The sequence below is a fragment of the Gordonia alkanivorans NBRC 16433 genome (assembly GCF_000225505.1).
Classification (GTDB): Bacteria; Actinomycetota; Actinomycetes; order Mycobacteriales; family Mycobacteriaceae; genus Gordonia; species Gordonia alkanivorans.
Window position 1 is genome coordinate 134,411 of sequence record NZ_BACI01000002.1, and the last position, 24,956, is coordinate 159,366.

General features: G+C 68.9%; 23 protein-coding genes and 1 riboswitch. Of the genes, 16 read left to right on the forward strand and 7 right to left on the reverse strand.

Annotated features, from left to right (window positions below):
• The first annotated feature begins 205 nt into the window (after window positions 1–205).
• From GOALK_RS23195 to GOALK_RS00660, 6 genes are all read left to right on the forward strand, one after another.
• The gene (locus tag GOALK_RS23195; RefSeq protein ID WP_230461808.1) at window positions 206–436 is read left to right on the forward strand and encodes a hypothetical protein; all 231 of its coding nucleotides are present in this window, start codon (window positions 206–208) and stop codon (window positions 434–436) included.
• 107 nt (window positions 437–543) lie between these two features.
• A riboswitch (cyclic di-AMP (ydaO/yuaA leader) is annotated at window positions 544–774 on the forward strand.
• Between the two features lie 17 nt (window positions 775–791).
• Window positions 792–1,472, forward strand: coding sequence for a C40 family peptidase (locus GOALK_RS00640; protein WP_006356842.1), 681 nt, complete (start codon window positions 792–794; stop codon window positions 1,470–1,472).
• A 167-nt stretch (window positions 1,473–1,639) separates the two neighbouring features.
• The gene (locus GOALK_RS00645) at window positions 1,640–2,689 is read left to right on the forward strand and encodes a C40 family peptidase (RefSeq protein WP_040003903.1); all 1,050 of its coding nucleotides are present in this window, start codon (window positions 1,640–1,642) and stop codon (window positions 2,687–2,689) included.
• A gap of 9 nt (window positions 2,690–2,698) precedes the next feature.
• Window positions 2,699–4,099 (forward strand): gluzincin family metallopeptidase, encoded by a 1,401-nt coding sequence (locus tag GOALK_RS00650; protein ID WP_006356844.1) that lies wholly within the window; start codon window positions 2,699–2,701, stop codon window positions 4,097–4,099.
• Entirely contained in the window at window positions 4,099–5,223 is a 1,125-nt protein-coding gene (locus GOALK_RS00655; protein ID WP_006356845.1) for a glycosyltransferase family 4 protein, read from the forward strand. Before GOALK_RS00650 ends, GOALK_RS00655 begins: the two co-directional genes overlap by 1 nt.
• A 203-nt stretch (window positions 5,224–5,426) precedes the next feature.
• Window positions 5,427–7,100, forward strand: coding sequence for a transposase (locus GOALK_RS00660; protein ID WP_006356846.1), 1,674 nt, complete (start codon window positions 5,427–5,429; stop codon window positions 7,098–7,100).
• A 207-nt stretch (window positions 7,101–7,307) separates the two neighbouring features.
• Here GOALK_RS00660 and GOALK_RS00665 read toward each other — a convergent pair whose 3' ends face one another.
• Together GOALK_RS00665 and GOALK_RS00670 are read right to left on the reverse strand one after the other, a co-directional pair.
• Window positions 7,308–8,255 carry an NADP-dependent oxidoreductase gene (locus GOALK_RS00665; RefSeq protein WP_006356847.1) on the reverse strand — a complete coding sequence of 316 codons (948 nt, stop codon included), beginning with the start codon at window positions 8,253–8,255 and terminating at the stop codon, window positions 7,308–7,310.
• A gap of 71 nt (window positions 8,256–8,326) precedes the next feature.
• Entirely contained in the window at window positions 8,327–10,135 is a 1,809-nt protein-coding gene (locus GOALK_RS00670) for an AMP-dependent synthetase/ligase (RefSeq protein ID WP_006356848.1), read from the reverse strand.
• A 107-nt stretch (window positions 10,136–10,242) separates the two neighbouring features.
• On the opposite strand from GOALK_RS00670, the gene GOALK_RS00675 reads away from it, so the two are divergent.
• From GOALK_RS00675 to GOALK_RS00700, 6 genes are all read left to right on the forward strand, one after another.
• On the forward strand, window positions 10,243–10,686 hold the full coding sequence (locus GOALK_RS00675) for a hypothetical protein (protein ID WP_006356849.1): 444 nt from the start codon (window positions 10,243–10,245) through the stop codon (window positions 10,684–10,686).
• Window positions 10,686–11,123 carry an SRPBCC family protein gene (locus GOALK_RS00680; protein WP_006356850.1) on the forward strand — a complete coding sequence of 146 codons (438 nt, stop codon included), beginning with the start codon at window positions 10,686–10,688 and terminating at the stop codon, window positions 11,121–11,123. Before GOALK_RS00675 ends, GOALK_RS00680 begins: the two co-directional genes overlap by 1 nt.
• A gap of 20 nt (window positions 11,124–11,143) precedes the next feature.
• On the forward strand, window positions 11,144–12,337 hold the full coding sequence (locus GOALK_RS00685; RefSeq protein ID WP_006356851.1) for an ArsA family ATPase: 1,194 nt from the start codon (window positions 11,144–11,146) through the stop codon (window positions 12,335–12,337).
• Between the two features lie 180 nt (window positions 12,338–12,517).
• On the forward strand, window positions 12,518–12,952 hold the full coding sequence (locus GOALK_RS00690; protein WP_006356852.1) for a hypothetical protein: 435 nt from the start codon (window positions 12,518–12,520) through the stop codon (window positions 12,950–12,952).
• Window positions 12,952–13,956, forward strand: a complete 1,005-nt coding sequence (locus tag GOALK_RS00695; protein WP_006356853.1) for an ROK family protein — start codon at window positions 12,952–12,954, stop codon at window positions 13,954–13,956. Before GOALK_RS00690 ends, GOALK_RS00695 begins: the two co-directional genes overlap by 1 nt.
• A 137-nt stretch (window positions 13,957–14,093) precedes the next feature.
• A complete protein-coding gene (locus GOALK_RS00700; RefSeq protein WP_006356854.1) occupies window positions 14,094–14,801 on the forward strand; it encodes a lysophospholipid acyltransferase family protein in 708 nt (235 codons plus the stop codon).
• Between the two features lie 124 nt (window positions 14,802–14,925).
• On the opposite strand, the gene GOALK_RS00705 is transcribed toward GOALK_RS00700, so the two are convergent.
• A complete protein-coding gene (locus GOALK_RS00705; RefSeq protein WP_006356855.1) occupies window positions 14,926–16,518 on the reverse strand; it encodes a glycosyltransferase 87 family protein in 1,593 nt (530 codons plus the stop codon).
• 135 nt (window positions 16,519–16,653) lie between these two features.
• Between GOALK_RS00705 and GOALK_RS00710 the strand changes: the two genes are divergently transcribed.
• On the forward strand, window positions 16,654–17,148 hold the full coding sequence (locus GOALK_RS00710; protein WP_006356856.1) for a polyadenylate-specific 3'-exoribonuclease AS: 495 nt from the start codon (window positions 16,654–16,656) through the stop codon (window positions 17,146–17,148).
• Window positions 17,149–17,189: 41 nt separating this feature from the next.
• Complete coding sequence (locus GOALK_RS00715; RefSeq protein ID WP_006356857.1) at window positions 17,190–18,587, forward strand: class II 3-deoxy-7-phosphoheptulonate synthase; 1,398 nt, start codon at window positions 17,190–17,192, stop codon at window positions 18,585–18,587.
• Window positions 18,588–18,590: 3 nt separating this feature from the next.
• Here the strand turns inward: GOALK_RS00715 and GOALK_RS00720 are convergent, their stop codons facing one another.
• Window positions 18,591–19,838, reverse strand: a complete 1,248-nt coding sequence (locus GOALK_RS00720; RefSeq protein WP_006356858.1) for a protein kinase domain-containing protein — start codon at window positions 19,836–19,838, stop codon at window positions 18,591–18,593.
• A gap of 137 nt (window positions 19,839–19,975) precedes the next feature.
• Between GOALK_RS00720 and GOALK_RS00725 the strand changes: the two genes are divergently transcribed.
• Window positions 19,976–20,341 carry an Rv2175c family DNA-binding protein gene (locus tag GOALK_RS00725; RefSeq protein ID WP_035752774.1) on the forward strand — a complete coding sequence of 122 codons (366 nt, stop codon included), beginning with the start codon at window positions 19,976–19,978 and terminating at the stop codon, window positions 20,339–20,341.
• Here the strand turns inward: GOALK_RS00725 and GOALK_RS00730 are convergent.
• Window positions 20,310–21,896 (reverse strand): alpha-(1->6)-mannopyranosyltransferase A, encoded by a 1,587-nt coding sequence (locus GOALK_RS00730; RefSeq protein ID WP_006356860.1) that lies wholly within the window; start codon window positions 21,894–21,896, stop codon window positions 20,310–20,312. The genes GOALK_RS00725 and GOALK_RS00730 overlap by 32 nt on opposite strands.
• Window positions 21,893–23,041 carry a polyprenyl synthetase family protein gene (locus GOALK_RS00735; protein WP_006356861.1) on the reverse strand — a complete coding sequence of 383 codons (1,149 nt, stop codon included), beginning with the start codon at window positions 23,039–23,041 and terminating at the stop codon, window positions 21,893–21,895. Before GOALK_RS00735 ends, GOALK_RS00730 begins: the two co-directional genes overlap by 4 nt.
• Window positions 23,042–23,052: 11 nt before the next feature.
• Between GOALK_RS00735 and GOALK_RS00740 the strand changes: the two genes are divergently transcribed.
• Window positions 23,053–24,030, forward strand: coding sequence for a methylenetetrahydrofolate reductase (locus GOALK_RS00740; protein ID WP_035752683.1), 978 nt, complete (start codon window positions 23,053–23,055; stop codon window positions 24,028–24,030).
• A gap of 24 nt (window positions 24,031–24,054) precedes the next feature.
• Here GOALK_RS00740 and GOALK_RS00745 read toward each other — a convergent pair whose 3' ends face one another.
• Complete coding sequence (locus GOALK_RS00745) at window positions 24,055–24,951, reverse strand: LppM family (lipo)protein (protein ID WP_035752681.1); 897 nt, start codon at window positions 24,949–24,951, stop codon at window positions 24,055–24,057.
• Between the last annotated feature and the right edge of the window lie 5 nt (window positions 24,952–24,956).

Here is a 24,956-nt window from a genome sequence, read left to right on the forward strand (position 1 = left end):
AACACTGTGCGAGCGAGTTTGTCGGTGGTGGTCCCTAGTCTCCATCTCGAAGTGAGAGATCGACGCCGACGGCGCCGAAATCGCCCGCCGTGACCCGCCCGATCCGGAGTTCAAAACGCCTCCGGCGGCCAGATGAGATGGAGATCACACGATGCATGTCGACTGCGCAACCTGCCCGGCCCGCCCCGTCGCCTGTGACGGGTGCATGATGACCGTGCTTTTCGGTGGCCCGAACTGGGACGATGCACCCGTTGAAGGTGGAGCTTCGGTAACGGTGCAGGCCCTCGACGACGATGCGGAACTGGACCTCGCGATCGATGTGTTGCAGTCGGCTGCAATGGTCACCAGTGCCGCTGCACGATCTGCAAGAACCGATAAAACTGCACGTCAGAAGCCATTTCGCGTCATCTCGTCGACCGAACTCCGGGCGGGCTGAGAAGCGGTGGCGAACTGCGTGTCCGGTGCCTAGTGGACACAGCGCCGACGATTTCGTAACCTTTCTGAGACCTTTGCGGAGCGTCCCGCTTCAACAGAAGTGGTCCGCACAAGTCACCGCTCAATCGCCCTCACGGGCGAACCGGGGAACCACTTACTTCGGGCAGCGCGGCCAGGGATGTCGGTACTGACACGACCAGCTGAGACTGTCCCGATCGGGGTGAATCGCGTCAACGCGCAAACGTGTCCTTCTGGGATACGGCTGTGCCGAAAACGCGTAGGGCCACTCTTCCGGCCCGAACCCGACAGCTAACTCGGTCGGCGGTACAGGGAGAAACTGAAGGAGAACTCGCTTCGTGGCCAAACATCGTTTGGAACAGCCCAATCGTGGGAGCACGGTTGCCAAGAAGGCGGTGATCGCTGGATCGATCACGCTCGGTTCGCTCGCTGCCGCGGCCGGCCCTGCTCTTGCAGCCCCGGTCCACACCCCGCTCGGTACCTTCGAGATCCCGGCACTGCCCGGTGAGCAGAAGGCCCCGGAAGCGGCCCCGGCACCCAAGCCCGTCGCGAAGTCGCCGGCTGCCACGGTCGAGATCCCCAACGTCGGCCAGTTCACCATCCCGGGTATCGGTCAGAACCAGATCCCGCAGCAGTTCCGTCCGCATGGTGGCGCCCCCCTCGGGCAGCCTCAGCTGACCGCCGGCCAGAAGGCCGTCAAGGCTGCGGAGAGCAAGATCGGCTCGCCGTACTCGTACGGTTCGGCCGGCCCCAACGCCTTCGACTGTTCGGGTCTCGTCTACTGGTCCTACAAGCAGGCCGGCAAGAACATCCCCCGTGACAGCTACGGCCAGCTCGGTGGCGGGCGCGCGGTCTCCTACAGCGAGGCCAAGCCGGGCGACGTGATGATCTTCAACGGTGGCGGCCATGCCGGCATCTACGTCGGAAACGGACAGTTCGTCCACTCCTCGACCTACGGCACGCCCGTGAAGCGTGACGCGGTCAAGGAATGGCAGCTCACCGGTATCCGGCGGTACTGAGACCAACTGAACAAGAGCATCAGGAGAGGGCGGGTCGCGAGCTTTGTGCGATCCGCCCGATCCAGTCTCGGGGGCCATCGGGGGAACTTAGGGTGGTCCGCGGGGGAGGAACGAAGCGGTAGAGGAGTGACTGGACCGTGCTTTCCGGGGAGGGACTAGTGAACGCGATGCGTCTGCGCGCTCGATCGGGCCCGATGATGCTCGCCTTGTGTCTGCTGGCGGCGATCGTGACCGTCGTCCCGCTGACGACCGGCGGCGTCGGGCAGGCCCAGGCCGCGCCCGCGCGATCGGCGGATCAGCTTCTCGATCGATACAAACAGCTCGGCACCGAGGCCGAGAAGACCACCGAGGCGATGCACAACGCCAAGATCGAGTACGACAAGCAGCGCTCGATCGTTGCGCAGGCCAAGCGGGCCGCGGCCGACGCCCAGCGCAAACTCGACATCAGCCGTGAGCAGCTCGCCTCCTACCAGGCCAGGGTCGACGCCATCGTGCGCGCCAGCTACCAGGGCGCCCGCGTCAGCGGTCTCTACGCGGTGATGGTCAGCGACTCGCCCCAGGCACTGCTCGACCAGATGTCGGGACTCGACATGATCTCGCGGCAGGCCGCTTCCGACCTGACCGCCATCAAGAAGGTCCGCGCCCGCACCGCGGCCGCCAAGAAGGACGCCGACCAGACCGCACTCGCGGCGTCGGAGGCCGTCTCGCGCGCCGAACGGGTCCGCGGAGACCTCCAGACCAAGCAGGCCGACCTGCAGATGCAGGCGATCCAGATCCGCGCGATCTACCAGTCGATGACCGGCAAGCAGCTCGCCGCCCTCCTCGGCCCGAAGTTCGACTTCGACCCGCGGATCGTCCCCAAGGGCACCGCCGCCGCACTCGTCGCGGTCCAAGCCGCGCTGACGCGCATCGGCGATCCCTACGTGTGGGGCGCGACCGGCCCGAGCTCGTTCGACTGCTCGGGTCTGATGGTGTGGGCCTACAAGCAGGCCGGCAAGACCCTCCCGCGGTCGAGTGAGGCGCAGTTGGCCGGCGGTCAGCCGGTGTCCCGCGAGGACCTCAAGGCCGGCGACCTGGTCATCTACTACCCGGACGCCCACCACGTCGGGATGTACGTCGGTGACGGATACGTCATCCACGCCTCGACCTTCGGTGTCCCGGTCAAGGTCGTCCCGCTCGACGAGGCCGGTCCGTTCAACTCCGGCCGTCGGTTCTAGACTCCACTGGTGGTTTCACTCCGCGGGCGTTGGCGCCCGACGCTCGCGTCCGCGGTCGTGCTGCTCATCGGTGTGACCACCGGATGCGGCGGCCAGGAGCCGTCCGCGGCCGACGGGTCGATCTCCCGTGGCAGCCCCTCGACGACGTCGACCCCGGCCAATCCCTACGAACAACAGCGTGCCGAGGGCGTGACGCGCCTGCTGGACGACCTCACCGCGACGATCACCTCCGGGGAGGTGCAGAAGATCGGGTCGCTGCTCGACGAGGCGGCGACCCCGGCGTTCGAGAATCGCTGGGTCACCGCGGCGGAGAACTTCCGTCCCCGGCAGTTTGTCCGCGGAGACTCCGACGGTCGGTTGCAGTTCGCCCGTTTCCGCTACCAGCTGGCCCCCACGGAGGAGGCCGAGGCACTGGTACCCGCCGAAGTCCAAGGCCTTCTCGACGCGAACGGCAGTTCGGACGCCTGGGTGGCGCCGGTGGAGCTGCGCTACGCCCTCGGTGGTGAACGCGCACCCGGTGTCGACGAACCCGAGGTCGTCGTGACGACCCAGTTCGTGGTCGCCCGCTACGGCGACGAGTGGAAGCTCGTCGGCGACACGGGGGCACTCGGCGGGGAGCCGACCCCGCCCCAGCTGTGGGAACTGCCCGGACTGTCTGTCTCCGACGCCGCCACCGCCGGCGGGACGTCGGTGATCGCCCGCTATCTCCGCACCAGCCCGGCTTCGGCGAACCTGCGCAAGCTGCTGCCCGACGCCGTCGACGCGGTGACCGCATTCTGGGGAGAGTCCTGGGATCGGCGCGCCGTGCTCGTGACCACCTCCGACCAGGACGAGTTCGCCGCCCTGGTCGGGCAAGGCGGCGCGATAGGTGCGGCGGCCGCGGCGACCGTCTACAGCCGGGTGGATTTCCCTCGGCGCACCGCCATCGGCCAGCGCGTGGTCTTCACCCCGGCCGCCGATGATCTGGCCCCGCCGACGCTCGCCGTCGTGTTGCGCCACGAACTCACGCATGTTGCGGCCCGCGCGCAAACGGCTCTCGACGCCCCCCTCTGGATCACCGAGGGAGTGGCCGAATATGTCGGCCGCAAGGGCACATATCGCCGCCTCGCGGACGCTGCGCCCGACCTGACCGAGACGGTCCGGGCGGGAAACACTCCCACCGCGCTGCCGGACGATGCTGCCTTCGCGATGGACGGCCCGACCTCGCAGCTCGCCTACCAGAGCGCATGGTCGATGGCCGCGTACGTCGCCGATCGTTACGGGGAGGAGCGCCTGAAGCGGTTCTATCTCGGGGTCTCGGCGACCGCCGACCCGGCTCGCCAGGATGCGGCCATCCGGGCCGCGCTCGGTGTCAGCCGCTACGAGCTGGTGACCGGGTGGGGCCGATGGCTCGAGGGACAGGTTCGCTGATGGCACGAACCCTGTTGATCACCAATGACTTTCCGCCCCGACCGGGTGGGATCCAGTCGTACCTGCAGAATCTGGTCGATCTGCTCCCGCCGGAGGACATCGTCGTGTACGCGCCGCGGTGGCGCGGCCGATCGCACATCGACTTCGACGCCGAGGTGCCCTACCGGGTATACCGCCATCGCACGACCCTGATGCTGCCGACCCCGTTCGTCGCCCGGCGCGCGGCGGAAATCATTCGGCGCGAACAGATCTCGACCGTCTGGTTCGGTGCGGCTGCGCCGCTCGCCGTCCTCGCACCTGCGATGCGGCGTGCCGGGGCACAACGCATCCTCGCGAGCACCCACGGTCACGAGGTCGGTTGGTCGATGCTCCCCGTCGCGCGTCAGGTGCTGCGGCACATCGGTCGCCACACCGACGTGATCACCTTCGTCAGCAGGTACACCCGCGGTCGATTCGCGTCGGCCTTCGGTGCGCACGCCGCACTGGAATACCTTCCGCCGGGCGTCGACGTCGCGCGGTTCTCGCCCGATCCTGTTCTGCGACAGGAGTTCCGGGACCGCCACGAGTTGGGCGACCGGCCGACGATCCTGTGCCTGTCGCGACTCGTGCCGCGCAAGGGTCAGGACGTGCTGATCCGGGCGCTGCCGCTGATCCGCCGAACGATTCCCGACGCCGTCCTCGTCATCGTGGGCGGAGGTCCGTACGCGGAGAAGCTGCACGCACTGGCGACCCGGACCGGCGTCGAGGATCACGTGATCTTCACCGGATCGGTCCCAGCCGAAGAACTCTCGGCGTATCACAACATCGCCGACGTCTTCGCGATGCCGTCCCGCACACGCGGGGGAGGGCTCGACGTCGAAGGGCTCGGGATCGTCTACCTCGAGGCGTCGGCCACGGGTGTACCGGTGGTTGCGGGTCTGTCCGGCGGAGCACCGGAGACGGTCGTCGAAGGGGTCACCGGCACGACGGTGGACGGCACCGATGTCGACGCCGTCGCCCTGGCGATCCTGTCGATCCTGGGCGACCGGGCCGCTGCGGCTGAGATGGGCGCTGCCGGACGGCGTTTCGTCGTCGACAACTGGCAGTGGAGTCAGATGGCCGCCCGGTTGCGGCAGTTGCTCTGAGGCTGCTGGCTCTCCGGGGCTGAAATGCGCCCCCTAAATCCACCCCTGAAATGCGCCCCTGCTTTCCGCCCAGCGCAGAAATGCGCCCCTGAAAAGCGCCCTCCACAGCGCCGCCGGCGACATATCGGGCTGTTGCGTAATTGGATGGGTCCGGTCCGGCCTGTCGTGGGTGGTTGGCGGCGGGCTCCGGCGATGATGTGTTGGTGGCCAAGGGTTATCGTCCGGTGCAGCGTGATCAACAGTTTCTGATGCCGCCGAGTATGCGGGAATGGCTGGCGGCTGATGATCCGGTGTGGCTGGTCATCGATACGGTCGCCTCGTTGGATACCTCGGCGGTGCAGGCGGTGCGCAAGACCGGCGGCGCCGGTCGCGCCGCCTATCACCCAGACATGTTGTTGACCCTGTTGATCTGGGGTTGGGCACAAGGTCAACGGTCCTCACGGCAGCTGGAACGGTTATGCCACCGCGACGTCGCCTACCGCATTATTTGCGCTGGTGACGTCCCTGATCACGTGACGATCTCCCGGTTCCGCGCCGACTGCGCACCCGCGATCGAGAACTTGTTCGTTCAAGTGTTGATGCTGTGCTCGCGGGTCGGGATGGGCCAGTTGGGAGTCGTTGCCCTTGACGGCGTCAAGATCGCCTCCAACGCGTCACTGAGCGCCAATCGGACCGAGCAAGGATTGCGCGCAGCGTTGGCCGCCGAGGCTGCTCGTGCCGCGGCCGAACACGAAGCGGCCGATGTCGCCGAGGATGATGCCCATGGTGATGACCGCGGCGATCAGCTTCCCCGGGAGCTCCACGATCCAGGGTCGCGTCACGCCCGGATCACTGAAGCGTTGGCTGACCTGGCTGTCCACAATGAGCAACTCAACGACGCCGAGTCGGCGGCCGCCCAGCGCAAGAACGACCGTGAACAGGCTGGTGAGAAGGCCCAGAAGGCCCGCGAGGAGACGGTACAGCGGGCGCGGGAACGACGGGCCTCTGGCGGGCCCGCCACGGGTAAGGGATCGTTGCCGGTCGAGATCGAGGTCGAGGTGTTGACCGAGTCGTTGGCGCGAGCGATCGCCGTTCACCAGGACAAGATCGACCGCTATCGGCCCGGGCAGCGGGGCCGTAAACCCGGACCGGTCGAGACGAACTACTACGTGCTGCGCGCCCAACGAGCACTCCAGCGGGCACTGGACCGTCAACAGCAGCGCCACGCCAAATCCGCGCCTGACTCAACTCCCACCCCGCCTGCCACCACGACTGCGGCAACGACGTCACGGGCGCCACGGCGCAACATCACCGACCCGCAATCGCGGATGATGCCGTTGCGTGGCGGTGGTTGGCTCCAAGGGTTCAACTGTCAGGCTGTGACCAGCGACGACGGGCTGATCATCGCCACCGGTGTGGGCAACAGTCCCGCCGATGCCCCCACCTTCACCACGATGCTCGACAAAGCCGTCACTGCCGCAACACTCATCGACACCCATCGACCCCACCCGCCGGCGACGACCGGCATCGGGGTGGTCTTGGCCGATGCCGGATATCTATCCGAACACAACCTCACCACCCCCGGACCCGACCGGCTCATCGCGACCGGCAAAAGCCGAGCAGTTTCAGAAGCCGCGCAACACACTCCGACCCACGGGCCACCGCCACCAGACGCCTCGCCGATCGAAGCGATGGCCCACCGGTTGGCCACACCAGAAGGGCATGCGCTTTACCGTCAACGCGCCCACATCGCTGAAACTCCGTTCGGCCACGCCAAACACAACCTCGGATTCCGCCGCTTCACCAGCCGCGGACTCGATAGAGCAGCAGCGGAATTCAGCTTCCACGCCCTCGTCCACAACCTGTTCAAAGCCATCGGAAACCCCGCCCTCACCTGACACACCGCCCGGCCAGCCACTGGCCAACCCGACCCGAACCCGACCCCCACACCAATTACGCAACAGCCCGATATCGCTCGCGGTGCTGCGCTGGGGGGTCGTTCCCAGGGGCGCTTTTCGGACCGGGGCGCAAACCAGGGGCGGATCTCAGGGGCGCTTTTCAGCGGGACCGACGCCCCGGCCCAGCGGCTGGCGGGCGGGCGGTGCCTACGCCTCGGCCGACACCCGTACGACGATCTTCCCGCGCACGTGCCCGGACTGGCTGCGTTCGTGGGCGGCGGAGGCGTCAGGCAGGTCGAAGACCTCGGCGATCTCCGGCTTGAGGTCGCCGGCGTCGCCGAGTCGGCCCAGTTCGGCGAGGTCCGCGGCGTCGGGACGAACCCACACGTACTCGCCCCCGAACTCGTCACGAGCGCGTGCATCGATGATCGAGGCGACCGTGCCGCCGTCGCGGAGAACGTCCGGCACCGAGTCGATTGCGTCACCGCCGACGTAGTCGAGGACGACGTCGACGCCGTCGGGCGCGAGTTCGCGTACCCGGTCGGCGAGACCGTCGCCGTACGTGGTCGGTTCGGCGCCGAGGCTGCGCAGGTAGTCGTGATTGGACTCGGAAGCAGTGCCGATGACCCGGGCGCCCAGCGACTTCGCGATCTGGACCGCGAACGATCCGACGCCGCCGGCGGCGGCATGGACCAGCACGGTGTGGCCCGACTGCACGCCTGCCCGGCGGATGGTCTGGTACGCCGTCAGTCCGGCGAGCGGCACGGCGGCAGCTTCTTCAAACGACCAGCCGGCCGGCTTGTGGGCGAGTGTCCGGACCGGTGCGACGACCAGATCGGCGAACGTACCGCCGGCGACCTCGCCACCGACGAGGTCCTTACGGACGTAACCGAACACCTCGTCGCCGACCTGGAACTCGGGTGTGTCCAGGCCGACCTGTTCGACGACGCCCGCGACATCCCAACCCGGAACCACCGGGAACACGGTGTCCATCACCTCGGCGAGGTGACCTTGGCGGATCTTCCAGTCCACCGGGTTGACGCTGGTGGCGCGCACTCGGACCAGGACTGAGTCCGGTCCGACCTTGGGCGTGGGGAGGTCGGTGAGCTCCAGGACATCGGGGCCGCCGAAGCGGCTGTAGGTGATTGCTCGCATTCAGGCACCAACGGGTGCCCGGGCGGAATCATTCCACCGATGCCGCCGCATGTCCGTCCGGCGGCACCGTCTCACCGCTGGTAGATCGCCTCGATGTCGCCCGAGAACTTCTCGACCACCACGTTGCGCCTGACCTTGAGGGTCGGCGTCATCTCGCCGGTTTCCTCGGTGAAGTCCGACGGTAGGATGCGGAACTTCTTGATGCCCTCCGCGCTCGACACGGTCTTGTTGGCGGCGTCGATCGCCGACTGGACCTCGGCGAGGAGATCGGCGTCGTCGATGAGATCGGCGACCGAGGCCGACTCCGGCTTGCCGTTGCGTTCCTTCCACGCCGGGAAGGCCTCGGGATCGATGGTGATGAGCGCGGCCACGAACGGCTTTGCATCGCCGACGACCATCGCCTGGGAGATGAGGGCGTTGGCGCGGATGACGTCCTCGAGGCCGGCGGGGGAGACGTTCTTGCCGCCCGCGGTCACGATGAGTTCCTTCTTACGGCCGGTGATGGTGATGAAGCCATCGGCGTCGACGGTGCCGAGGTCACCGGTGTGGAACCAGCCGTCGACGATCCCGGAGGCCGTCGCCTCCGGGTTCTGCCAGTACTCGGAGAACACGACGCCGCCCTTGAGGAGGATCTCCCCATCCTCGCCGAGCCGGACGGTATTGCCCGACAACGGCTTTCCGACGGTGCCGATCTTCCACGCCGACGGGGTGTTCACGCTGAACGCGGCCGTCGTCTCGGTCAGGCCGTAGCCCTCGAAGACCGGGATGCCGACGCCGGAGAAGAAATGGCCCAGACGTGCACCGAGCGGGCCGCCGCCCGAGATCGCCATCCCACACTCGCCGCCGAGGGCGGTACGGAGCTTCTTGTAGACCAGCGCGTCGAACAGCGTGTGCTTGAGCTTGAGGCCCAGACCGATCTGGCCCACCTCGCGGGCCTCGGAGTATGCGACCGCGGTCTCGGCCGCGGCGTCGAAGATCTTGCCCTTGCCCCCATCGTGGGCCTTCTGACGCGCAGAGTTGTAGACCTTCTCGAACACTCGCGGCACGGAGAGGATCAGAGACGGTTTGAAAACCGCGAACTCGTCCACGAGGGTCTTGATGTCACTGGTGTGCCCGACCTCGAAGCCGGCCTCGATCGCGACGAGGGTTATCGCGCGGGCGAGCACGTGCGCGAGCGGCAGGAACATCAGCAGGCGCTTCTGGTCGAGCTTGATGAGGTCGTCGAGGAGGTCGCCGGCGAGGACGGCACGCACCTCGGAGAGCATGTTCGCGTGGGTCAGCTCGCATCCCTTGGGGCGGCCGGTGGTGCCCGAGGTGTAGATCAGGGTGGCCGGGTCGCCGGAGCCGAGGGTCGAACGGCGCTTGATGACCTCGTCGTCGTGGACCTCGGCACCGGCGGCGACGAGTTCGTCGAGCGCGCCGGGCGCGTCGGAGCGGTCGATTTGGAAGACCGTGACCGGCTCGGTGAGCGAGTCGATGGATTCGAAGGCGGCACGGTGGCCGTCGTCCTCGAGGATGATCGCGACGGCGCCGGAATCGCGCACGATCCACTCGATCTGGCTCGCCGAGGACGAGTCGTAGATCGGCACGGTGATCGCGCCGGCCGACCAGATGGCGAAGTCGAAGAGATTCCACTCGAGGCGGGTGCGGGAGAGGAGGGCGACGCGGTCGCCCGGGTTGACGCCGGAGGCGATCAGACCCTTGGCGATCGACGAGATGCGTGCTGCGGCATCGGCAGCGGTGATGGGCGTCCACTCGCCGCCCTGCTTCTGGCGGAACACGACGTGCTGAGGTGATCGCTGTGCCAGGTCGAAAATGATGTTCGTGCAGTTCTCGTCATCGGCGATCGAGAACTTCGCAGGCACGCTGTACTCACTCATCGTGGTTACCCTCCAGTAGATGCCGTTCAACCGATCGTATCCCTGCAGCAAATCGCAACGATCACCCACTGCCGTTCGGGTGCACTACCCTGCGCCGACGCGAGTATGTGAAGCTAGTGGGCGTGACGAGCATCCAGGTGGCCGACGAGGTTTTCGTCGCCGCGGCACCACGTCTGGCCGCTGCCGTGGTCGGCGACCCCGCCAACTGGCGGCGATGGTGGCCAGACCTGCGTCTGGCGGTCACCGAAGACCGTGCGGAGCAAGGGGTCCGGTGGCGGGTCGACGGGCCGGTGGCCGGGACGATGGAGATCTGGAACGAAGCGGTCCTCGACGGCTTCATCCTCCATTACTTCCTCCACGCCGAACCGGCAGGCCCTCTGCCCGGTGAACGGGGAGACGACCCTCGCGCCCGTGCCGATGCGCTGGCCGAGGAGAACAAGCGCCGTCGGGTCGCGGGCAAGGACATGTCCTTCGAGGTGAAGCAGCTCCTCGAGGCAGGTCGGCACGTCGGCGGTCCGGCCGCCGGTGCCGAGACCGCGGAGGCCGTGTGATGGCCGATCACACCGAACGCGACATCGTCATCGGCGCCGACGCCGAGGACATTCTCGCCGTCATCTCTGATTTCGAGCACTACCCGGACTGGGTCACCGCGGCGCGCGAGGTCGAGGTGCTGCGCACCGACGACGCCGGGCGCGCGCTCGAGGTGCGGTTCGTGCTCGACGCGGGTGTCCTGCAGGACACGTATGTACTTTCCTACGAGTGGGATCCGGAGGGGACCTCGGTCTCGTGGCGGCTGGTCTCCAGTGATCTGCAGAAGGACCAGCGCGGCCGCTACATCCTGACCCAGCAGGTCCCGGGCTCGACCAAGGTCTCCTATGAGCTCATGGTCGATCTGCAGGTGCCGATGATCGGACAGCTGAAACGCCGTGCGGAGAAGGCGATCACCGATGCCGCGCTGCACGACCTGAAGAAGAGGGTCGAAGGCTGATCGATCTCACACCCATACATGTGGTGCTCGGTCCGGGAGGCTCCGGTGTCTCCGCTGTCGCCGCCGCGGCGGCCTCCCAACGGCCCAGCACGCCTCGGGATTCCCGTCATGCCGTCACCCGGCCGGAGCAGCACACGCTGCTCATCACCATCGACCGCTGGTCGCCGGTACACGACTGGGCCCGGGTCTACCGGCAGCCCGGTGAGCCGGTGGCGGTGTCGAAGTTCCTGCACCTGCTGACCCTCGACCGACTGGATCTGACCGAGCGCACCTGGTCGGCGTTCGTCGACCTCCTCGAGCACACCGCGGGCCGCAGCAAGGCCGTCCTGCCCGGGGTAGGAACCCTCTCCGGCATCGACGCCGCGGAGCTCACCTCGCTCCCGGGTATCGACGACTTCCTGCTGCTGCGTCGTATCCGCGACGAGGCGACGAGCGGGCGGTGGCAACGGATCATCGTCGACTGCTCGGGATGCGGCGACCCGTTGCAGTTCCTGCGCGGGGGATCGGTGCTGAGCCAGGCGCTCAGCCGCTTCTGGCCGCGGCACCGACGCCTCGCGACGGCGTCCGAGCGGCCGGTGATGGCCCCGCTGACCGCCGCCGTCGACGCCATCGACCGCGACTGTGCCGATGTCGCAGAGCTGTTCGCCGACGCGCATGCGGTTGCCGTCCATCTGGTGCTCGGCTCCGACGACCGTGCCCGCCGCCTCGCGGATCACTATCTCGCCGGGGCCGACGTCATGGGACTGCCGCTGACGTCGGTCCAGGTGAACCGTGGCGTGGGTGCGGAGTCCCCCGAGGACCTCGCCGCACACGTCGAGGCGTTGCTCGACGGCCCCGACGGTTGCCGCGGCGTAAGGGTGGCCCTGGTGGACAGGTCCGCCGAGACGATCGATCGCATGGCCCGGCTGCGCAAGCTCGCGGTCCGGCTGCCCGATCCGCACGGCATCGCACGCGGCTCGGCCGCGTCGGTCGTGGAGACCGTCGCCGGGACCGAGACCGCCTTCCGGTTGTCGTGGCCGCAACGCCTGCCCGAACCGGATTCGCTGGCCCTCGGGCGCAGCGGCGACGACCTGCTCGTGACGATCTCCGGCTTCCGCCATCCGGTGCGTCTGCCGTCGGTGTTGCGCCGGTGCACCGTCGTCGACGCGGCGTGGGAGGACGGGCGGTTGACCGTCGGCTTCGTCCCCGACCCCGCGGTCTGGCCGCGCCGGTAGTCGGCGTCGCACGGCCACCGGGTAGGTTCGAAGACCGCCCGGCTCGTGGAGAACACAGACTCGTGGAGATCACACGGTCGGCGGCCACACGGTACGGTGCTGGGACGCCCGTCCACCCAGGGTGGCGGGAGCCAGCGGCATGAGGCCTCCGGGTACCAGCGGCGAGGGGAGAGAACGCGAATGGGCACGGACGAGGGGACGTCACGGGGTGACGGGCCCGGTCGTGACGACCGCGGTGCTGCGCAGGGCGATCCGGTCCGGGACCTCTTACTCGGGTTGGCCGGTCAGATCGACGCGCTGGCAGCTCTCTTCGCAGGTGGTCGGCAGGAAGCGACCGCCGCGGCCTCCGGGTATGCCGCCGCGTTCGGCACCGACGGACCCGTCGGTCATGCGCTGGCCGGTGCGTCGGGGGAGATCAGCACGCTGCTGAGTGAGATCGGTGACCTCGTCGCCCGGCTCCTCGCGGCGGTCATCACCGTCCTCGAGGCCATCGCCGAAGCATTGCGGTCAGCCCCCAGCATGGTCTCCGAACCCCGGCACTACGAGCCGATCGCGGTCCGGATCGGCACCTCCCGACGCTCCGACGCACACAGCGGACCCGACGAGGAGCAGTGATGGGTGAGCTGACGATCGGGATCGACATCGGCGGCACCAGCGTGCGGGCGTCGGTGGTCGACGACCGCGGCACGATGCTCGACACCCTGCGCGCCCAGACCCCGTCGACGGTCGAGGCCCTCGAACACTGTCTGGACCGTCTCGTCGGCGAGCTGACCTCGCGCTGGGACGCGAAGGCCGTCGGGCTCGCGATCGCCGGCTTCCTCACCACCGACCGCAGCATCGTCCGGTTCGCACCCCACCTGCCGTGGCGTGAGGCCCCCGTGGCCGAGGACATGACCCGACGCGTCGGCATCCCGGTGTTCGCCGAACACGACGCCAACGCGGCGGCCGTCGCGGAGGTGCGGTTCGGTGCCGCCGCCCGCGGGCACAACACCGTGGTGCTGGCCATCGGTACCGGTATCGGCGCCGGGTTCGTGATCGACGGCGAGATCTACCGCGGGAGCTACGGCGTCGCACCGGAACTCGGACATCTCACGATCGTCCCCGACGGGCGCGCCTGCGCCTGCGGCAAACGCGGTTGCTGGGAACGGTATTGCAGCGGAACGGCTCTGGTCGACACGGTGGTCGAACTGCTGGCCGACGGTGCGCCCGTGAACGGCGACTGGGGACGCAGCCAACTCGCCGCCGACGTGGCCGCCGACCCCGGTTCACTGACCGGACGCCGGGTCGCGGGTGCGGCCGCCGACGGCGACGCGGTGGCCCTGGCGGCCTTCGCCCGCTTCGCGACCTCCCTGGGGCAGGGGCTGGCGATGATCGCCGACATCTTCGACCCCGACCTGATCGTGCTGGCCGGTGGCGTCGGCGCGGCGTCGGGTCTGTTCCTCGACGAGGCCCGCGAACACTACGCGCGTCAGGTCACCGGTGCCGGCCACCGTCAGCTCGCCCGCATCCGCGGCACCCAGCTCGGCGAGACGGCCGGCGTCGTCGGCGCGGCCGAGGTTGCGCGCCAAGGACTTCGGGCTGCGACGAGTCAGTCTGCGCCGCCGTCGGCCGCCCGCTGACCAAACCGGAGAGGTCGGTACGGTCCGACGCAGGTATGGTCTTGATGTCGGGACCAAGGGGTGAGGGGTTCGGGCAGTGGGGGTCCGATGTCGACAGCGACGTCGGGTCGAGTTCGTGGCGCGGCGAGGAGAGTCTCATGTGGTACTGGGCGTTCAAGTACATCTTCCTGGGACCGATCCTCCGTGTCCTCGGTCGCCCGACCATCGAAGGGCATGAGAACATCCCGACCGACGGGCCCGCGATCCTCGCGAGCAACCACCTGGCGGTGATGGACAGCTTCTTCCTGCCGCTGATGGTCGACCGCCGCATCTACTTCCTCGCCAAGAGCGAATACTTCACCGGCACCGGACTCAAGGGTGCATTCCAGCGGTGGTTCTTCACCGCGGTCGGACAGATCCCCATCGACCGGTCGGGCGCTGCCGCCGCCGAGGGCGCCCTCACCGCAGCCCGCCGCCAGCTCGACAGCGGCAAGCTGATGGGCATGTACCCGGAGGGCACCCGCTCACCCGACGGCCGCCTGTACAAGGGCAAGACCGGGCTCGCACGTCTGGCCATGGACACCGGCGTGCCGGTCATCCCGGTCGCCATGATCGACACCCACAAGTTCAACCCGCCCGGGTCCGTCCTCCCGCGCCCCACCAAGGTGACCGTGCGCATCGGCAAGCCCCTCGACTTCTCCCGCTTCGAGGGCATGGAGGGCAACCGCTACATCGAGCGCGCCGTCACCGACGAGATCATGTACGAGCTCATGCAGCTCTCCGGCCAGCAGTACGTCGACGTCTACGCCGCGAGCCTCAAGAACAAGGCGCCGGCGGTCGAGTCGCCGGCCGCCGACGCTGCCTGAGCAGGGATACGGTTCGGCCCTGCGAGGCTCGCTGCGCTCGCACCTCAGGGAGCGAGGGGGGCGCTGCGCTCGCACCTCAGGGAGCGAGGGGCGCTCGCGCTGAGGGAACAACAGAGCGAGCCGGCTATCCCGCTTCGCCCACGCGCGCCTCGTCGAGGACGACGCACAGCTCGGGAATCCAGTCGCGATCGGCGGGGACGACGTCGTCGAGGTCGAGCCGGCGCAGTTCGTCGGCCGTGAACCACTGCATGTCAAGGTGTTCCAGCGCGACCGGGGTGCCGCCGCGGAGGTGTGCCCGGTAGGCGTGCAGGACGAGGCCGTTGGGCAGGGTCACCGGCTTCCCGACACCGTCGCCCGCCTCGACCTCGGCGCCGAGCTCTTCACGAATCTCCCGGGCGAGGGCGGCCGCGTGGGTCTCGCCCGATTCGACTCGGCCGCCGGGCAGTTCCCACTTGCCGGCGAGGTCGGCCGGATGGGCGCGCTGGGCGAGCAGCACCCGACCGCCGTCGACGATGGCCGCGGCCACCACGTCCTTCGGACGGTCGTCGGTCTCCGCGGCGCCGCGCGCGGAACGGGTCGCGATCAACCAACCCATCGTGACGAACGTGGCGATCGTCCAGGCCGCGCCGAACACGGCCTCGACGGCGGCAGGCGGCACGGGGCCGTATTCGATGAGGACGCGCAGGATCCACGGGATGCCGAGGCCGGCGACCACGAGCCACAGACCGAGGATCGCGCGGGCACCGGGGCGTCGGGCGCCTGCACCGTGCACCAGCCAGATGCCCAGCGGAACGACCCAGACCCAGTGGTGGACCCAGGAGATGGGCGAGATCAGCAGTCCGAAGAACTGCACGACGAGCAGGACGCCGAGCGCGTCGGACACCGCGCGCCAGGTGAACACGACCACCACGGTGGCGACCAGGACACCGAGGAACCAGATCCAGCCGGTACCGACGTCGAAGCCGACGAACCGCGACAGCGTCCCGCGCAGACTCTGGTTGATGACCGCCTCGACGGGGCCGATCCGTTCGGCGTCCCCGAAGAGGGTGCCGTAGTAGGTCCGGGTGACCTCCGGGAAGAGCAGCAGACAGCCGAGGACGGTGAAGACGAAGGCGAACGCCGCCGACAGCGCGCCCCACGGCTTGCGGACGACGAGGTACCAGAGGCCGCTGATCGCCGGGGTGAGCTTGATGCCGGCCATCAGACCGATCAGCGCTCCACCCGCGAGCACACCGCGTTCGCTCGGGGTCCCGTCGGCGCGGCGTGCCCAGGAGATCGCCAGCAGGGTGCCGAGCATGAGGAAGACGTTGATCTGGCCGTAGTCCAGGGTCACCCGGACCGGTTCGCACCAGATGGCCGGTGCGGTCCACAGCGCGGCGAGCGCGTGGACGTCGGTGGTGCGGCCGCAGAGTCGGAGCGAGAGGACCACGCACGCGTAGAGGGCCGCGAAGGTCGCGAGCTGCCAGCCGATCGCCACGACGTCCCACGGGATCAGCGACAGGGGATAGAGGACCACCGCGGCGAACGGCGGATAGGTGAAGGGGAGCGCGAAGTCCGTCTCACCGGAATAGGTGAACAAATAGAGCGACCCGTCGGCGAGACCCGCCGAACCGTCGCGGTAAACGTGCAGGTCCACGAAGTTCCTGCCGTTCACGGTCAGCGTGTCCCAGACGAGCCGCGCGATGATCGACGCCGCCAGGAGAGCGGTCGCCAGCACAGACCTGGAGCGCACGAATTACCAGGGTAGCCAGCAAAGGACGGCAATGGCGAAACGTGACTCGTCCGGGCGCGTATCCGCGCCCCATCTCGCCGCGCGTCGAGGCCGTCCGGGGCGGGTGTGAATACTGTCCCCATGCGGTTCTTCTACGACTCGGAGTTCATCGAAGACGGAAACACCATCGAGCTGGTCTCGATCGGGGTCGTCGGCGAGGACGGCCGTGAGTTCTACGCGGTGTCCACCGAGTTCGACCCCGGCCGCGCGGGCGACTGGGTGCGCGCCAACGTGCTGCCCAAGCTGCCGTCCCCGTCGTCGCCGGTCTGGAAGGGCCGTCGACGCATCCGCGAGGACCTCCTCGAGTTCCTCACCGCGGACGGGACCGACATCGAACTGTGGGCGTGGATCGGTGCCTACGACCACGTCGTCATGTGCCAGATGTGGGGTCCGATGACCGCGCTGCCCCGTCCCATCCCGCGTTTCACCCGCGAACTCCGCCAGCACTGGGAGGCCGCCGGACGTCCCGCACTCCCGCCGGCGCCGTCCGACGCCCACGACGCACTGAGCGACGCGCGACACAACCTGCGGCGCTGGGAGGCGATCGAGAAGGCCCGTCTCGACCCGCGTGGCTGACCCCGCGTAAATCGCCGGGGAGCCTGCTTTACGCTGGAACAGTGGTGAACTGGACCGTAGACGTTCCTATCGACGAACTCCCCGAACTGCCGCCGCTGCCCGGTGGCCTCCAGGAGCGTTTCGACGACGCGATGAGCCGCCCCGCGCTGCAACAGCCGAGCTGGCCCGCCGAGGAAGCACGCAAGATCCGCACCGTCCTGGAGTCGGTGCCGCCGATCTGCATGCCCGCCGAGGTCCAGTCGCTGTCGTCGCAGCTGGCCGACGTGGCCGAGGGACGCGCCTTCCTGCTGCAGGGCGGTGACTGTGCGGAGACCTTCGCCGACAACACCGAACCCCACATCAAGGCCAACATCCGGACGCTGCTGCAGATGGCCGTCGTCCTCACCTACGGCGCGAGCATGCCGGTGGTCAAGGTCGCGCGTATCGCCGGTCAGTACGCCAAGCCGCGGTCGTCGAACGTCGACGCCCTGGGCCTGCCGTCCTACCGCGGCGACATGGTCAACGGGTTCCCGGCCGACGAGGCCGTGCGCCAGCACGATCCGTCGCGTCTGGTGCGCGCCTATGCGAATGCGGCCGCGGCCATGAACCTGGTCCGGGCACTCACCCAGGCCGAGGCCGACCTGCACCGCGTCCACGACTGGAACCGCGAGTTCGTACGGACCTCGCCCGCCGGCGCCCGCTACGAGGCACTGGCCTCGGAGATCGACCGCGGCCTGCGGTTCATGGACGCCTGTGGCGTCACCGACTCGAGCCTCCACTCCGCGTCGATCTTCGCCTCGCACGAGGCGCTCGTCCTCGACTACGAGCGCGCCATGCTGCGCCTCGCCGACGCCCCGGACAAGGACGCGCAGGAAAAGGTCCTCTACGACCTGTCCGCACACTTCCTGTGGATCGGTGAGCGCACCCGCCAGCTCGACGGCGCGCACATCGCCTTCGCCGAACTGATCAACAACCCGATCGGTGTGAAGATCGGTCCGACGACGACGCCCGAGCAGGCCGTCGAATACGTCGAGCGTCTCGATCCGCACAACGTCCCCGGCCGCCTGACCCTCGTGGCCCGCATGGGCAACGGCAAGGTGCGCGAGGTGCTCCCGGCGATCGTCGCCGCCGTCGAGGCGACCGGACACAAGGTCATCTGGCAGTGCGACCCCATGCACGGAAACACCCACGAAGCGTCGACCGGCTTCAAGACGCGTCACTTCGACCGCATCGTCGACGAGGTGCAGGGCTTCTTCGAGGTCCACCGCGCGCTCGGCAGCCACCCCGGTGGCGTGCACGTCGAGCTGACCGGTGAGGACGTCACCGAATGTCTCGGTGGCGCACAGGAGATCTCGGATCTCGACCTCGCCGGCCGCTACGAGACCGCCTGCGACCCGCGCCTCAACACCCAGCAGTCGCTGGAGCTGGCATTCCTCGTCGCGGAGATGCTGCGCGGCTGAGGTTCAGCCGATCGTGAGATAGGTGCTGCCGACCCAGAACCCGGCAGCACCGAGGCCCACGGCGAGCAACAGCACCAGGAGAATCCACAGGAACGCGCCCAGTCGCCCGCCTCCGCTCAGGTCGGGTTCGAGCGGGTCCTGGTCGCGCGCGGCGACGACGCCTCGGCCCCGTGAATCCGCCCGGTTCTCGCGCCCACGCGCGGGCGCGGGCCGATCATCCGCGTCGCCGACCCCGGCGACCGGGCGGACCGGTGCCGCGGGGGAATCCGGCGACGACGATCCGGGCTCGTAGGGCCCCGGAGCCGACTGGACCCGGGTGTCGTGGCCGACCGCACCGGCTGCGTGGTAGCGCGACTTCATCTCTCGCTCACGGGACCGCTTCGGTGCGGGCACCGTGAAGGGCGGCAGGTCGAGGTCGTCGGCGGCCGCGAGCAGCGCATGCTGCATCTCGAAACCGTCGGCGAAGCGGTCGGCCGGATTGCGTTCCGTCGCGCGCAGCACGATCTCGTCGAACTCCGCGGGGACGCCGGCGATCACGTCACCCGGGGCGGGGACGTCGTAGGTGAGTCGCTGGTAGGCCAGTGACAGCGGCGAGTCCCCGTGGAAAGGGGTTCGGCCGGTGAGCAATTCGAACATCATCACGCCCATGGAGTAGACGTCGCTACGGGCGTCGGCGTGGGTGGACTCGACCTGTTCGGGGGACAGGTAGGCGGCGGTGCCGAGGATGACGCTGGCCGAGGTGACCCCTGCCTCGGCGACGGCGCGTACGAGACCGAAGTCGGCGACCTTGACCTCGCCGGCGTCGGAGATCAGCACGTTCTCCGGCTTGACGTCGCGGTGAACGAGGCCCGCGGCATGCGCCGTCCCGAGGCCGCCGAGCACGGGTTCGGCGACGGCGACCACCGCATGCGGCGGCATCGGACCTCGTTCGCGGAGGAGCTCACGAAGGCTGCCGCCGTCGACGAGTTCCATGACCAGGAAGGCGATGCCGTTGTCGATGCCCTGGTCGTAGACCGCGACGAGACCCGGGTGTTTGAGGCCGGCGACCGCACGCGCCTCGAACTCGAAGCGGCGCAGGAACTGCGGGTCGCCCGAGTACCGGGAGTCCATCACCTTGACCGCGACCTCGCGTCCGAGCCGGAGGTCGACACCGAGGTAGACCGCCGACATTCCGCCCCGCGCGATGGGGGCGTCGATGCGATACCGGTCCTCGAGGACGGTCCCGAGCATCGGGTCGACGGGGGAGTTCACCCCGCTGAATCTACCTGCAGGACCAGACCGTCGGCGTCATCACCGCGTGTGACCCACCCCGGGTGTCGGCGGTCGCGACACCGCGCGCGGAGATCGACGGTTTCATCGTGCCCGGATGTACGGCTACGCTTCTCCCCGTGGGTTCCATTCCGTTGTCGCCTGACACCCTGTCCGCTGATGTCGAGATGCTGTCGGTCGACGAGGTCGCCGACCGGCTCGCGGTGTCAACCAACCGGGTGCGCACACTCATCCGCGACCACAACCTGCTCGCCGTCTCCCGCGGTGGGCATCCGGTCATTCCGGCGGTGTTCTTCGACGACGAGGGCGTCGTCAAACACTTCTACGGTCTCGTCGGGGTCCTGCTCGACGGCGGTTTCACCCGCGACGAGGCGATGAACTGGTTGTTCACCGTGCACGAAGACCTCGACCTGTATCCGGCCGCGGCGCTGCACACCGACTCCGCCCGCGAGGTCATCCGCCGGGCGCAGGCTCAGGCTTTCTGACCTCGCCGGCCGCTGGTTCCTCCGGTGCGCCGGTCCGGTCCGCGCCCCACGCCCATCGGCCGAACCGGCCGAGCCGCAAGGGGTCCGGACGCAGCAGCGACCAGGCGGCGAGTCCCGCGAGCAGGAACGCCAGCGTGAGTTCGAAGGGCTTGTAGAAGACGATCGCGTCGTCCGGCTGGAACACGATGAGCATGAACGTCGACGCCCCGACCACGGTCGCGCGCGCCCACGGCGGGAGGGTGAACGCCACCGCGATCGCCAGCGCCCACGTGTAATACCAGGGGAGCGTGGACGGCTCGAGCAGGAGCACGGCCAGCATCGCCCACGCCATCCCGGCGACCGCATCCCTCTCGTTGCGCCGGTGACGCCACCACAGGGCGACGAGGGTGACCGCGAGGACCACGGACCCGATCGCGCGCGTGATCTCCAGCACCGGTTGCAGATTGAGTGCGACGAACGGTGCGGCGACCAGCGTGACGAGATGCGCGACGAAGGTCGGGATGGTGAACCAGTTGATGATCACGTCGGCCCAGCCCAGTCCCGTCAGCCAGCCCAATCCCAGGCCCACCAGCAGGGTCCAGAGTCCGAACACCGCAACCGAGATGCCGACGATCGCGGCGAAGACGCCGACGACGTCGCGGGCGGTCACCTGCCGGCGGGAGCGTATGTGGGACAGCCAGATCCAGAGCACGAACGGCACCGCGATCCCGGCGGTGATCTTGATCGACACGGCGAGCGCGAGGACCGCGGTGCCGGCGACGTGCCGTCCACTGACGACCAGGACGACACCGGTGGTCAGCACGCCGGCCATCAGGAGTTCGACGTGGGGTCCCGCGACGAGATGGATGAGGACCATCGGATTGAACAGCGCCAGCCACAGTCCCGCCTGCGGCGAGGCGCCGAAATGGCGTGCGAGTCGCGGGATCGCCCACAGCGACAAGAACAGTCCGGGTAGGAGGACGAGTCGCACCGCGAGGATGCCCGCGACGACGTGGTCGCCGGTCACCTCGGTGACGACGCGCAGCAGACCCATGGTGAACGGCCCGTACGGCGCCGTGGTGGTGGCCCAGACCGTGGCCATGCTGTCGACGAGCGGGCCCGGATGGTGGGCCGGACCGTCGGCGTAGGGGTTGAACCCGGCACCGAACACCGCCCCCTGCGCGAGGTAGGCGTAGACGTCGCGGCTGTAGACCGGCACGGCCACGAGCAGCGGCGCCGCCCAGACGAGCAGCCATCGCTGCAGGGTCCTGACGGACGGGGAGTCCGCGGCCCCCCGGGCGGTCCGACGGCCGAGCCGGACCCAGGCGAACACCATGAGGAAGACGCCGAGCCAGAAGAAGGTACCGAAGAGGTTCTTGCCGTGACCGTAAGTGATCCAGCTGAGTCCCAGGTCGGCGAGTGTCGTCGTGTTGCGGGGCGGGTCGCCGACGCCGAAACTGCCCACGCACACCAGAATCGCGCCGATTGCGCCGGTGATCAGATCGCCGCGTGCGGTCCGGTCAGCGACGTCCGGGCGAGTGGGCGTCGGAGTCGATGCCTTCACGCGGGAGTTCACGCCTCGCGATGCGCGGTCCGGTGGGCGACCGCGGTGAGTTCGCTGCGGATGTCGTCGCCGATGTCGGCGGTGTCCAGTGCGCCGAGGGCGGCGCCGAGGAGGTCGTCGATCTGGCCCTCCATCTCGGCGACCGCGCCGACGTCGACGAGAAGCGCTCGCGCGGAGCCGAGTTCGTCCTCGTCGAGCGGGCGACCGATGAAGTCCCGCAAGCGGTTCCCGAGGGCGGGGTCGGAGTCGTCGGCGCGTCGTAGGGCGGTGGCCAGGAGAGCCGTGCGCTTGCCCGAGACCAGGTCGTCACCCGACGGCTTGCCGGTCCGCTCGGGGTTGCCGAAGACGCCGAGCTGATCGTCGCGCAACTGGAAGGCGATACCGAGGTCGTGCCCGATCTTCCGCAGCGTCGCGACCAGAATCTCCGACGCCCCGGCGAGACGTGCCCCGAGCTCGAGCGGGCGGGCCACCGTATAGGCGGCGGTCTTGAACTCCATCACGCGATACGCGGCGGCTGCCGAGTCGTCGCCGCTGGCCTCGTTCACGATGTCGAGGAACTGGCCGCCGAGCACCTCGGTGCGCATCGCCGCCCAGGTGGCGCCGACGGCCGGCGGGAGAGCGCGGTACCGGGAGGTGTCCGAAACCCCCGGCCGATGATCGTGCACGAGGTCGTCGGCCCACGCGAGCGCGAGGTCTCCGGCCAGGATCGCCGCGGCCACCCCGTGGCCGGCGGCGTCGCCGGCCCAGGAGGCGGCGGCATGCCGCGACTGGAAGACACGGTGCAGCGTCGGGTGCCCGCGCCGGGTGTCGGACTGATCGATGATGTCGTCGTGGATCAGGGCGCACGCCTGCACGAGTTCGAGGGCCGCACCCACCCGCAGGGCGTCGCTGGCCTCACGGCCGACGCTCGACGCCGCGTCGGAGTCGGCGCGACCCGATTCGGTCATACCGCACCGCCATCCGGCGAAGGCGAAGACCGGCCGGATGCGCTTGCCGCCCTGCAGGACGAAGTCGCGGACCAGTTCGGCCGCGGTGCCGACCACCGGGGCGATCTCGGCCGCGGCGGGGACCGCGACGTCGAAGAAACTGCGCAATTCGGTCTCGACGGCCGCCGGGACCGCATCGAGCGAGGTCGGCGTGGGGGAGGCGGAGGTCACCCTGCCAGGCTATGCGAATCGCTATCTACACTGTTCGGGTGACCCCAACCGCTCCGGCACCCTCGATCGTCGAACGCCTGTCCGCCCCGCACCGTGGACCGGTGCCGTTCTCCGTCGAGTTCATGCCCCCGCGCGACGCCGAAGGCGAAGCCCGGCTGTGGCGCGCGGTGCGGATCTTCGAGCGGTTGTCCCCGGCCTTCGTGTCGATGACCTACGGTGCCGGCGGTTCGACGCGCGACCGCACGGTCCGCATCACCGGCGAGCTCGCCGCCCAGACCACCCTGCTGCCGGTGGCGCACCTGACCGCGGTCAACCACAGTATCGCCGAACTGCGCGCACTCGTCGGCGCGTACGCCGATCAGGGCATCGCGAACATCCTCGCGTTGCGCGGCGACCCGCCGGGCGATCCGCTCGGCGAGTGGATCGCCCATCCCGAGGGCGTCGAATACGCCGAGGAGCTGGTCCATCTCATCGACACCCTCGGCGACTTCCACGTCGGGGTGGCGTCGTTCCCGGAGGGCCATCACCGTGCCCCCGACCTCGAGCACGACACCCGCAACCTGGTGAACAAGCTCCGCGCGGGTGCCGAGTACTCGATCACCCAGATGTTCTTCGACGTCGAGGACTACCTGCGTCTGCGCGACCGGGTGCAGGCCGCCGACCCCGAGCAGGGTGCCAAGCCGATCATCCCGGGCATCATGCCGGTGACGTCGCTGGCCAGCATCAAGCGCATGGCCGAGCTGTCCGGTTCGGTGATCCCGCCGAAGGTGGTGGAGCGATTCACCAAGGCCGCGGGCGATGGTCCCGAGGAGGATCGTGCGACGGTTCGCGCCGTCGGCATCGACTTCGCCACCGAGACCGCGGAACGGCTCATCGCCGAGGGCGCACCGTGCCTGCACTTCTGCAGCCTCAACTTCGCCAAGGCGACTTCAGAGGTACTCGGCCGCCTCGGCGTGGACGTCGACGCCGCGCTCCACGTCCCCGCCTGACCCTGGAACCTGGCTGTTCGGGTCCTAACTCTTCTCGGGCGCTGTCGAGGCCTTCGGGTCAGCGGCCGCCGAGAGTCCCTCACCCGACAGGGTCGACGGTGCGGTGTTGGTGGCGACCGGTCGTCCCGGGCGCGGGCCGCGGTACCGCTTCGCATAGGCGAGCCGCGCGATGATCAGCACCGCGATGAGACACACGATGGCGACGAACCAGGACCAGCTGCTGACCGCGGCGGTCGCGGGATCCGGGTAGGTGGCATCGGCGGTGAAGTCCGACGGCTCGCCCGGAGCCGGGGTCCAGGTGACCGTCGACTCGCCGACCTGGTCGCCGTTGGTCGCCGTCACCGGCCCGCCGAAGGTGACCGTCAGCTGGACGAAGTCGCGACCCGGGATGAGTTCGGACAGGTCGGTGTCACCGCGGAAACGAACCACCTCGCCGCTGCGCTTGGCGGTGAGGTCCATCGTCAGCGAGGTGTCGCCGTAGGCGTCGGCGATGATGTCGCCGAGCTGGCCGAACTGGCCGGCGGTGAGATCGGAGAAACTCGCGCGGCTGCCCACGCGGGTGACCGCCTCCTCGCCGTTCCCGGCGTCCCCGCTGCGGTCATCGCGGTCGGCGGACCCCGATGGGGCAGCCGACTCCTCGGGTGTCTCCTTGTACTCGGTCACCGAGACCTGCCCCATCATCGACTCGGGGAGATCCAGCTGCGGAGCGCCACGGGGATTGTCCGGTGACGTCGCGACGATGACACTGCCCGAATACCGATCGCCCACCGTCGTCGAACGCTCCAGGCAGCCGGCCATCAGCGGCGACAGAAGGAGAGTCACGACCGCCACCGCCAGCGGCATCAGCCGGCGGGGTCGGGACTGACCGCGGGAGGACTTCGGTGCACCCTGCTCGGGAATCGACAATCGCACGCTGCTCATCGTGC

Excerpts from the sequence above, each read along its gene's own strand:
- GOALK_RS23195 (WP_230461808.1), top strand. The coding sequence starts at position 206 with ATGATGACCGTGCTTTTCGGTGGCCCGAACTGGGACGATGCACCCGTT.
- GOALK_RS00745 (WP_035752681.1), bottom strand. The coding sequence starts at position 24,951 with ATGAGCAGCGTGCGATTGTCGATTCCCGAGCAGGGTGCACCGAAGTCC.
- GOALK_RS00740 (WP_035752683.1), top strand. The coding sequence starts at position 23,053 with ATGCGAATCGCTATCTACACTGTTCGGGTGACCCCAACCGCTCCGGCA.
- GOALK_RS00670 (WP_006356848.1), bottom strand. The coding sequence starts at position 10,135 with ATGAGTGAGTACAGCGTGCCTGCGAAGTTCTCGATCGCCGATGACGAG.
- GOALK_RS00680 (WP_006356850.1), top strand. The coding sequence starts at position 10,686 with ATGGCCGATCACACCGAACGCGACATCGTCATCGGCGCCGACGCCGAG.
- GOALK_RS00655 (WP_006356845.1), top strand. The coding sequence starts at position 4,099 with ATGGCACGAACCCTGTTGATCACCAATGACTTTCCGCCCCGACCGGGT.
- GOALK_RS00700 (WP_006356854.1), top strand. The coding sequence starts at position 14,094 with ATGTGGTACTGGGCGTTCAAGTACATCTTCCTGGGACCGATCCTCCGT.
- GOALK_RS00665 (WP_006356847.1), bottom strand. The coding sequence starts at position 8,255 with ATGCGAGCAATCACCTACAGCCGCTTCGGCGGCCCCGATGTCCTGGAG.
- GOALK_RS00690 (WP_006356852.1), top strand. The coding sequence starts at position 12,518 with ATGGGCACGGACGAGGGGACGTCACGGGGTGACGGGCCCGGTCGTGAC.
- GOALK_RS00710 (WP_006356856.1), top strand. The coding sequence starts at position 16,654 with ATGCGGTTCTTCTACGACTCGGAGTTCATCGAAGACGGAAACACCATC.
- GOALK_RS00645 (WP_040003903.1), top strand. The coding sequence starts at position 1,640 with ATGCGTCTGCGCGCTCGATCGGGCCCGATGATGCTCGCCTTGTGTCTG.
- GOALK_RS00695 (WP_006356853.1), top strand. The coding sequence starts at position 12,952 with ATGGGTGAGCTGACGATCGGGATCGACATCGGCGGCACCAGCGTGCGG.